Source organism: Actinotalea ferrariae CF5-4 (genome assembly GCF_000603945.1).
Classification (GTDB): domain Bacteria; phylum Actinomycetota; class Actinomycetes; order Actinomycetales; family Cellulomonadaceae; genus Actinotalea; species Actinotalea ferrariae.
Map to the genome: position 1 here is coordinate 1 of NZ_AXCW01000217.1, position 6,793 is coordinate 6,793.

At 71.2% G+C, this 6,793-nt stretch carries 11 protein-coding genes; 4 read left to right on the forward strand and 7 right to left on the reverse strand.

Annotated elements, in window-relative coordinates; all coding sequences use genetic code 11:
• The 6 genes from N866_RS14730 to N866_RS14750 all read right to left on the reverse strand — a co-directional run.
• Window positions 1-568, reverse strand: a 568-nt coding sequence (locus N866_RS14730; RefSeq protein WP_034227691.1) for a thioredoxin-like domain-containing protein, incomplete at its 3' end; no start/stop codon positions are given.
• A 30-nt stretch (window positions 569-598) separates the two neighbouring features.
• Window positions 599-1,348, reverse strand: a complete 750-nt coding sequence (locus N866_RS14735; protein ID WP_034227692.1) for a cytochrome c biogenesis CcdA family protein — start codon at window positions 1,346-1,348, stop codon at window positions 599-601.
• On the reverse strand, window positions 1,345-1,935 hold the full coding sequence (locus N866_RS14740) for a TlpA family protein disulfide reductase (protein ID WP_245612608.1): 591 nt from the start codon (window positions 1,933-1,935) through the stop codon (window positions 1,345-1,347). The genes N866_RS14735 and N866_RS14740 overlap by 4 nt, the downstream gene beginning before the upstream one ends.
• Window positions 1,936-2,014: 79 nt before the next feature.
• A complete protein-coding gene (locus N866_RS20565) occupies window positions 2,015-2,395 on the reverse strand; it encodes an ArsR/SmtB family transcription factor (protein WP_245612610.1) in 381 nt (126 codons plus the stop codon).
• A gap of 180 nt (window positions 2,396-2,575) precedes the next feature.
• Window positions 2,576-3,262, reverse strand: a complete 687-nt coding sequence (locus tag N866_RS14745) for a signal peptidase II (protein WP_245612609.1) — start codon at window positions 3,260-3,262, stop codon at window positions 2,576-2,578.
• Window positions 3,259-3,660: an ArsR/SmtB family transcription factor gene (locus N866_RS14750; protein ID WP_081802683.1), complete on the reverse strand. Its 402-nt coding sequence runs from the start codon at window positions 3,658-3,660 to the stop codon at window positions 3,259-3,261. The genes N866_RS14745 and N866_RS14750 overlap by 4 nt, the downstream gene beginning before the upstream one ends.
• Window positions 3,661-3,718: 58 nt before the next feature.
• Here N866_RS14750 and N866_RS14755 point away from each other — a divergent pair, with 58 nt between their 5' ends.
• Genes N866_RS14755 through N866_RS14765 form a run of 3 tightly spaced genes read left to right on the forward strand, consistent with a single transcriptional unit; the run spans window position 3,719 to window position 5,609 of the window.
• Window positions 3,719-4,336 carry a class I SAM-dependent methyltransferase gene (locus N866_RS14755; protein WP_173406162.1) on the forward strand — a complete coding sequence of 206 codons (618 nt, stop codon included), beginning with the start codon at window positions 3,719-3,721 and terminating at the stop codon, window positions 4,334-4,336.
• Window positions 4,333-4,953 (forward strand): methyltransferase family protein, encoded by a 621-nt coding sequence (locus N866_RS14760; RefSeq protein ID WP_216699457.1) that lies wholly within the window; start codon window positions 4,333-4,335, stop codon window positions 4,951-4,953. Before N866_RS14755 ends, N866_RS14760 begins: the two co-directional genes overlap by 4 nt.
• A gap of 59 nt (window positions 4,954-5,012) precedes the next feature.
• Window positions 5,013-5,609, forward strand: coding sequence for a cadmium resistance transporter (locus tag N866_RS14765; RefSeq protein ID WP_034227709.1), 597 nt, complete (start codon window positions 5,013-5,015; stop codon window positions 5,607-5,609).
• Window positions 5,610-5,915: 306 nt separating this feature from the next.
• Here N866_RS14765 and N866_RS14770 read toward each other — a convergent pair whose 3' ends face one another.
• A complete protein-coding gene (locus N866_RS14770) occupies window positions 5,916-6,335 on the reverse strand; it encodes a heavy metal-responsive transcriptional regulator (RefSeq protein WP_034227698.1) in 420 nt (139 codons plus the stop codon).
• Between the two features lie 95 nt (window positions 6,336-6,430).
• On the opposite strand from N866_RS14770, the gene N866_RS14775 reads away from it, so the two are divergent.
• The coding region (locus tag N866_RS14775; protein ID WP_034227700.1) for an FAD-dependent oxidoreductase at window positions 6,431-6,793 on the forward strand (363 nt) is incomplete at its 3' end.

Sequence of the window (6,793 nt, forward strand, 5' to 3'; positions counted from 1 at the left end):
CGAACTGCTCCAGGCGCGGGTCATCCGCCGTCTCCAGCGCCAGCTGGGTCCCCCAGGCGCTGGCCACCACCGGCTCCTCGGGCAGCCCGTCGAAGGGGCTGAGCAGGACGTAGGCGTTGCCGTCGGCCAGGTCGGCCAGCTGCTGCACCTGGTCGGCCGGCAGGTCGGGGCTGTAGGTGATCCACACGGCACCGTGCTCCAGGGAGTGCACCGCCAGCTCGCTGGGGATCGGCTCGGTGTACGTGCCGCAGTTGGCCCACACGCCCGCGTGATCACCACCGACCGGCGGTGTCTGCTCGTACTGCACCGGCTGCTGGACGTGGCCGGCCGTCAGGTCGCTGAAGGTCGCAACACCGTCGATGTCTCCGGCGGCTGCCTCAGCGACTTCGGCGGTGCGCCGCTGCTCGCCGACGAGCACGATAGCCGTCGCCGCGATGAGGGCCCCCGCCACGAAGACGCTCGTGCCGGTGATGACCGCGGTGCGGCGACGCTCGGCGCGCCGCTGCTGCTCGCGGATCTCGGCCAGACGGGCGGCGCGTTCGGCCGCTTCGTGCTTACGGTTCGCCATCAGTAGGGGCCTTTCGCTCGTCGACGTCGTTCACAGGACAGTGGTGTAGCCAGAGATCGTGGACTGCAGCCCCCGCATGAGGTGGTCCCACACCCCGGTGACCAGCAGCAGACCGGTGGCGATGAGCACGACCGCACCAGCGCGCTTAATCCCCACGGCGCGCCGACGCGCCCATGCGGTCGCGGTCAGCGCCCGGCGCATGCCCAGACCGACCGCGATGAACGGCAGACCCAGGCCTGCGGCGTAGACGCCGGCCAGCACCGCACCGCGTCCGGCGCTGGCCTCGGTGAACGCCAATGTTTGCACCGTGGCCAGGGTCGGGCCCAGGCACGGCGTCCAGCCCAGCCCGAAGGTGATCCCCATCAGCGGGGCTCCCACGAGGCCCGACTTGGGGCGCAGTCGAGGAAGCAGCTGGCGCTGGGACCCGGGGATCCAGCCGGCGAAGATCAGACCCATGATCACGACCACGACGCCCAGGACGCGGGTGAGCACCGCCTGGGAGGACTGCAACGTGGCCCCGAGGCTGCCGAAGAGGGCGCCGTAGGCCACGAAGACCGCAGCGAATCCCAGGATGAACAGTGCGGTGCCGATCACCACCGGGCGCCGCCGGGTAGCGGCTGCCTGATCGAGCAAGGGCCCGCCGGCGACGTAGGACACGTACCCGGGCACCACCGGCAGCACGCACGGGGACACGAATGAGATCAACCCGGCCAGGGCTGCCACCGCTGCTGCGGCCAGCATCGGCCCGGCCGCGACGACATCCTGGACCCCCGCGCTCACGACCCCGCCGCGGTCGCCTCGGCCAGGACCGTGTCCAACAAAGCGGTCAGGGTCGACTCCTGGACCGCTCCCAGGACACGCGCCGCAGGCCTCCCTTCACGGTCCAGGATCAAGGTCACCGGCACCCCCGCGGCCGGCAGGTGCTCGGCCAGGCTCAGCAGGGCCTTGCCGTCGCTGTCGTCGATGCTCGGGTAGGTAATGCCGTAGGCCTCTTCAAAGGCGATCGCCGCGGCCCGGTTGTCGCGGACGTTGACGCCGACGAACTGGACCCCGTCATCGGCGTACGCCGCCGAGGTCGCGGCCAGGATCGGAGCTTCCTCACGGCAGGGAGCACACCACGATCCCCACACGTTGATCACCACGACCTGCCCCCGCCACGCCGCGATGTCGATCGCCTCATCGGTCAGGCTGGTCCCGGACAGGTCCACCGGTGCTGCTCGGGTAGCCACCGGGTACTCGGTGACCGTCGTGCTGCCGATCGCCGACGAGCCCTGCCCAGCCGTCGCGGCGCCACCATCGGACAAGAAGCCCCTCAGCTGCACCATCACCACAACCCCGATGAGCAGAACCAGGGCCACGAGAACCATTCTCGGCGCGGTCAGGAGCGGCCTCCGCGCGGGCTCGACAGCTGTCTCCTCCGTCCGCGGTCGGCTCTGGACCGCAGGCTCATCCACGGCCAGGCACCGCCGGTCGCGTCTGCGCGCCGCTGGCAGCGGTCGCGCGGCCAGGTCGGAGCCGGCCGTCGTGGCGAGGGCCGCGTTCGGTGCTCGGGTGACCTGCCAGGGGGAACTCGTTGCCTGAACCGGCATTGAGCAGATCGAGCAGCGCCGCACCGTGGCCTGTCAGCTGGCACATCACCAGCTTGCCGTTCCTACGGGAGGACACCAGCCCTGCTCGGCGAAGGACCCAGAGATGGTGAGAGACCAGGTTCGGTGGGGCGCCGATGATCCACGCCACGTCACACACGCACAGCTCCTGCCCTAGGGCGAGGGCGGCGGCTACACGAAGACGCACCGGGTCAGCCAGTGCCTTGGCGGTGAGCGCCATAACCCTCGAGCCGGCCGCGTCCGGCAGGGCCGCACGGACCGCCTCAGCTCGAGGGAGGTCCAGGCACAGCAGGTCACATTCCTGTCCGGTCACACTGTCATCCTAACGGGCTTTGATATGACCGGGTGCCGCCCATGGATCGCGGGCCCGTCCGGCGCCGCACCCCGCAGCCGGCAGGCGTCACTGCGCGCGGGCGTCGGCATCCGGTGTCGAGCTCTGCGTGGGTGCGGGCTCGCGCAGGGTGGTCAGGATCAGCAGGGCGGCGCCGGTGACGATGGCGGTGTCGGCGAGGTTGAAGGTGGGGAACCACCCGCTGTGCAGGTAGTCGGTGACGACCCCGTCTGCGGCTCGGTCCACGACGTTCGCGATCGCACCTCCGAGGACCAGGGCGAGGGCGGTTAGCCGGCCGCGCGAGGCAGCGGCGGCGGTCCGCCAGGCGACCACGCCGACCGCGGCGGTGACGAGTGCGGTGACGGTCAGCACGAGCCAGGTCGGGGCGCCGGCCCCGACGGAGAAGGCGACCCCCGGGTTGTAGGCCAGCCGTAGCTCCACCGGACCCAAGGGGATGACCCGCTCCTGAAGCGCGCTCACCGCCCAGGCCTTCGCGCCCAGGTCGATGGCGGCCACCGCGCCCGCACCCAGCCCTGCCGCCAGCCGTCGCCGGGTGGGACTGGCCACGCCCAGCTGCTTTGTGGCGGTCGCAGCGGTCATCGTGTGGCCAGCGTCGGACGCTGCAAGGAGCAGGACGCCGGCGACCGCGGCGGAGCGCAGCTCGCTGACCTCCCACAGCCGCTCGGCCTCGTGCTCCTCGGCCTCCTTGCCCGCGGGGGTGGTCTCGTCGTCGCTGCAGCCGCAGGCGTCGCTCATCGTGCCCTCTCCTTCGTTGCCGGGGTCGGGTCGTGCTCGTCGACCGGCGGGGTTGCGTAGGTGGGGCACAGCGCGACGGCGGTCCCGGTCGCGCCCAGCAGGCCCTCCGCTGCGGCCAGCAGGTCCATCAGCTCCGGGCGGGTCAGGTGGTAGACCGACGCGCGGCCCTGCGGGCGGAAGTCGACCAGGCCGCACTCGCGCAGGCAGGCCAGGTGGTTGGAGACCGTCGACTGGCCCAGCCCGAGCGCGGCGCACAGGTCCACCACCCGCGCCTCGCCCAGAGCCAGCCGGCGCACCAGTGCCAACCGGGTGGGATCACTTAGGCCCCGGAATAGCGCCACGGCAGGCGCCAACGCCGCGCGCCCCGCGACATCAGTACTTGCGGCAATCATCTGCATGTGCTGATGATACAACGTCGCGCTGATCGATGTCGTGGGAGGAGGGTGTGCGGTGCTGATGAACCGGGCAGAGACGTTCCTGATGAACAACCCGGCCCGGGCCTGGCTGCAGCGAGCCTACGAGGTTCCCCTCCTTCAGCGGCTCGGCGTCGAGCTCGACGGGGCCGACGTGGTAGAGATCGGGTGCGGGCGCGGGGTCGGGACCGAGCTGCTCCTGCGGCGGATGGGTGCCGCCCACGTGACCGCGCTGGACCTGGACCCGGCGATGGTGCAGCGCGCCCGGCGTCGCCTGGCCCGGTACGCGACCCGGGTCGACGTCGAGCTCGGCGACGCGTGCGAGCTCCCGCTCGCCGACGCCGCTGTCGACGCGGTGGTCGACTTCGGGGTCATCCACCACGTGCCGGCCTGGCGCGACGCGGTCGCCGAGGTCGCGCGGGTGCTGCGCCCGGGCGGGCAGTTCGTCTTCGAGGAGGTGACCCGCCACGCACTGCAGCGGTGGTCCTACCGCACCTTCCTCGAGCACCCCGAGCACGACCGGTTCAGCGCTGAGGAGTTCCTCGCCGAGCTCGCACGGATCGGTTTCACGCTGCCTCGACCGGCCGTGACCCGGTTCTTCGGTGACTTCGTCATCGGCGTCGCGGTCAAGCCCGCGACCATGGGAACGGGGCGTGCGTGAGCGGCTACGCCGTCGTCGCCCTGGCCCTGTTCGCCACGTGGGCTCTGCTCGCCGGGGTCGGTCGCATGGCCCTCCAGCGCCGGCGCACCGGGAACAGCGGATTCCGCTTCGCGGCCGCCACCGCGGGCAGCCGGCAGTGGTGGGCCAACCGGATCAGCGCCGCCGGGTCGGTCCTCGTCGGCGTCGCCGCACCGGTCGCCGACCTCCTCGGCCTTGGCCAGGTCGCCCCCGCACTGAGCGCCCCGTCCCTGCGGACCGCAGCAGCCGTCGTGGCCGCCGCGGGCGTCGTGGCCACCTACCTGGCACAGCTCGCCATGGGCACCGCCTGGCGGATCGGTGTCGATCCCACCGAATGCACCGACCTGGTCACCTCAGGGCCGTTCGCACTGGTGCGCAACCCCATCTTCACCGCAGCGCTCATCACCTTCACCGGGCTCGCCCTCACCACCGCGAACGTCGTGGCCCTGTCCGGTCTGGTCGTGGTCTTCACCGGCATCCAGCTGCAGGTCCGCGCCGTCGAGGAACCCCACCTGCTCGCCGCGCACGGGCAGGCCTATGCGCACTACGCCGCCCGCGTGGGGCGGTTCCTCCCCTGGATCGGACGCCTGCGCCCCTAGCCGCCGCCGATCGGCCGACTCCTCCGCTGCTCCACCTCAGTACAACGAAAGGCGTGTCCATGGACCTGGCAGTTGCCGCCCTCCAAGCGGTCGGACTGTTCCTGGTGACCAACATCGACGACATCATCGTCTTGTCACTGTTCTTCGCCCGCGGCGCCGGCGCTCCAGGGACCACCGCCAAGATCATCGCCGGGCAGTACATCGGCTTCGGCGGCATCCTCATCGCGTCCGTCCTCGTCGCGCTCGGCGCCAGCGCCTTCCTGCCTGAGGACGCGATCCCCTACTTCGGGCTCATCCCTCTGCTTCTCGGCCTCTACGCCGCCTGGCAGACCTGGCGCAACCGGGGCGACGACGATGACGACGACCCCGGCAAGGCCGTCGCCGTCTGGACCGTCGCCGCCGTCACCTTCGCCAACGGCGGGGACAACATCGGCGTCTACGTCCCCGTCTTCCTCACCGTCGGCCCCGCCGCGATCGCGGCCTACGCGGTCGTGTTCCTCGCACTTGTCGCGGTCCTCGTCATCGCCGCCCGCTACGTCGCAACCCGACGCCCCATCGCCGAGGTCCTCGAGCGCTGGGAACACGTGCTGTTCCCCCTGGTCCTTATCGGCCTGGGCATCGTCATCCTCGTCGAGGGCGGCGCCTTCGGGCTCTAGCCCTTCCGGCTTGCGCGCTGGTCGATCCCCGCCCAGAGTCGACGAAACGCGCCGGCGCGGTTTCCGGGAGCGCGGACCGCCACAACCCTCGATCTTCTGGCAGCCCACGGCCGCGGCGGTCCTCGACGCCCTTGTCCCGGCGCGATGGGAGACCGGCGCCAAAGTGAGTACCTCGACCGACACCGCCCGAACCCATCCCGGAACGGCGGGGCCGGGCCCGTACGTCCGCTGCCATGCCACGCGCTGGGGCAGCGCACCGGATGCGGGCCAGGGGCGGCTGAGAGGGTCGGGCCTGACCTGCTCGGGTCAGGAGCTCGGCGTTCCTCCATCGGAGGGCGGGATGACGTGACACACCTGCGACGGGTGGCACTGGGCAGGGTCCAAGGTGGTCGCGCGGTGGCCCAGGCGCCGCACCTGTGCGAGGAGAGCGGTCAGCTCGGCGATCCGTCGCTCGAGACTGCCGGCGTGCTGCTCCAGCAGGTCGACGACGTGCTGACAGGGCGGCCCGCTGTTCTCCCGGGCAGAGACGACGTCGGTGATCTGCCGGAGTGTCAGGCCCGCCGCCTGCGCTGCCCTGACGAACGCGAGCCGCTCGATGGCGCCGTGGTCGTACTGCCGATAACCCGACGCTTGCCGCGCAGGCGCAGGCAGCACTCCGGCCTTTTCGTAGAACCGGATGGCCTTGGTCGTCACGCCGCTCGCTGCGGCCAGCTGACCGATACGCATCTGCTAACCCTACGCTTGACCTTCCCGCGCAGTGGAACGTCTACCGTCGGCCCCTTAGAAGGTGGGCACGGTCGGTGACGCGCTAGGAGCACCCCATGGACGAGTACGAGCTGATCGTGATCGGCACCGGAGGCGCAGCGATGGCCGCCGGGATCGAGGCCCGCTCCCGCGCGGCAAGCGTCCTGCTCGTCGAGCACAACGCCCTCGGCGGAACCTGCCTGAACATCGGCTGCGTGGCGAGCAAGAACCTGCTGGCCGCAGCAGACCAGCGCCACCGCGCCGCGGTGAACCGTTTCCGCGGCGTGGCCACGAGCACCGGTGGGGTCGTCATGGACGCGCTGCTCGCGCAGAAGCAAGCGCTCATCGACCATCTTCGCGAGGTCAAGTACGCCGAGGTAGCGGCCGCCCACGGCCTCCGCGTCGTCTACGGGCACAGTCGCGTCCCGGATAGTGGTGTA

Coding starts and splice junctions, on each gene's coding strand:
- N866_RS14740 (WP_245612608.1), bottom strand. CDS start 1,935: ATGGTTCTCGTGGCCCTGGTTCTGCTCATCGGGGTTGTGGTGATGGTG.
- N866_RS20565 (WP_245612610.1), bottom strand. CDS start 2,395: ATGGCGCTCACCGCCAAGGCACTGGCTGACCCGGTGCGTCTTCGTGTA.
- N866_RS14745 (WP_245612609.1), bottom strand. CDS start 3,262: ATGAGCGACGCCTGCGGCTGCAGCGACGACGAGACCACCCCCGCGGGC.
- N866_RS14750 (WP_081802683.1), bottom strand. CDS start 3,660: ATGCAGATGATTGCCGCAAGTACTGATGTCGCGGGGCGCGCGGCGTTG.
- N866_RS14755 (WP_173406162.1), top strand. CDS start 3,719: ATGAACCGGGCAGAGACGTTCCTGATGAACAACCCGGCCCGGGCCTGG.
- N866_RS14765 (WP_034227709.1), top strand. CDS start 5,013: ATGGACCTGGCAGTTGCCGCCCTCCAAGCGGTCGGACTGTTCCTGGTG.
- N866_RS14770 (WP_034227698.1), bottom strand. CDS start 6,335: ATGCGTATCGGTCAGCTGGCCGCAGCGAGCGGCGTGACGACCAAGGCC.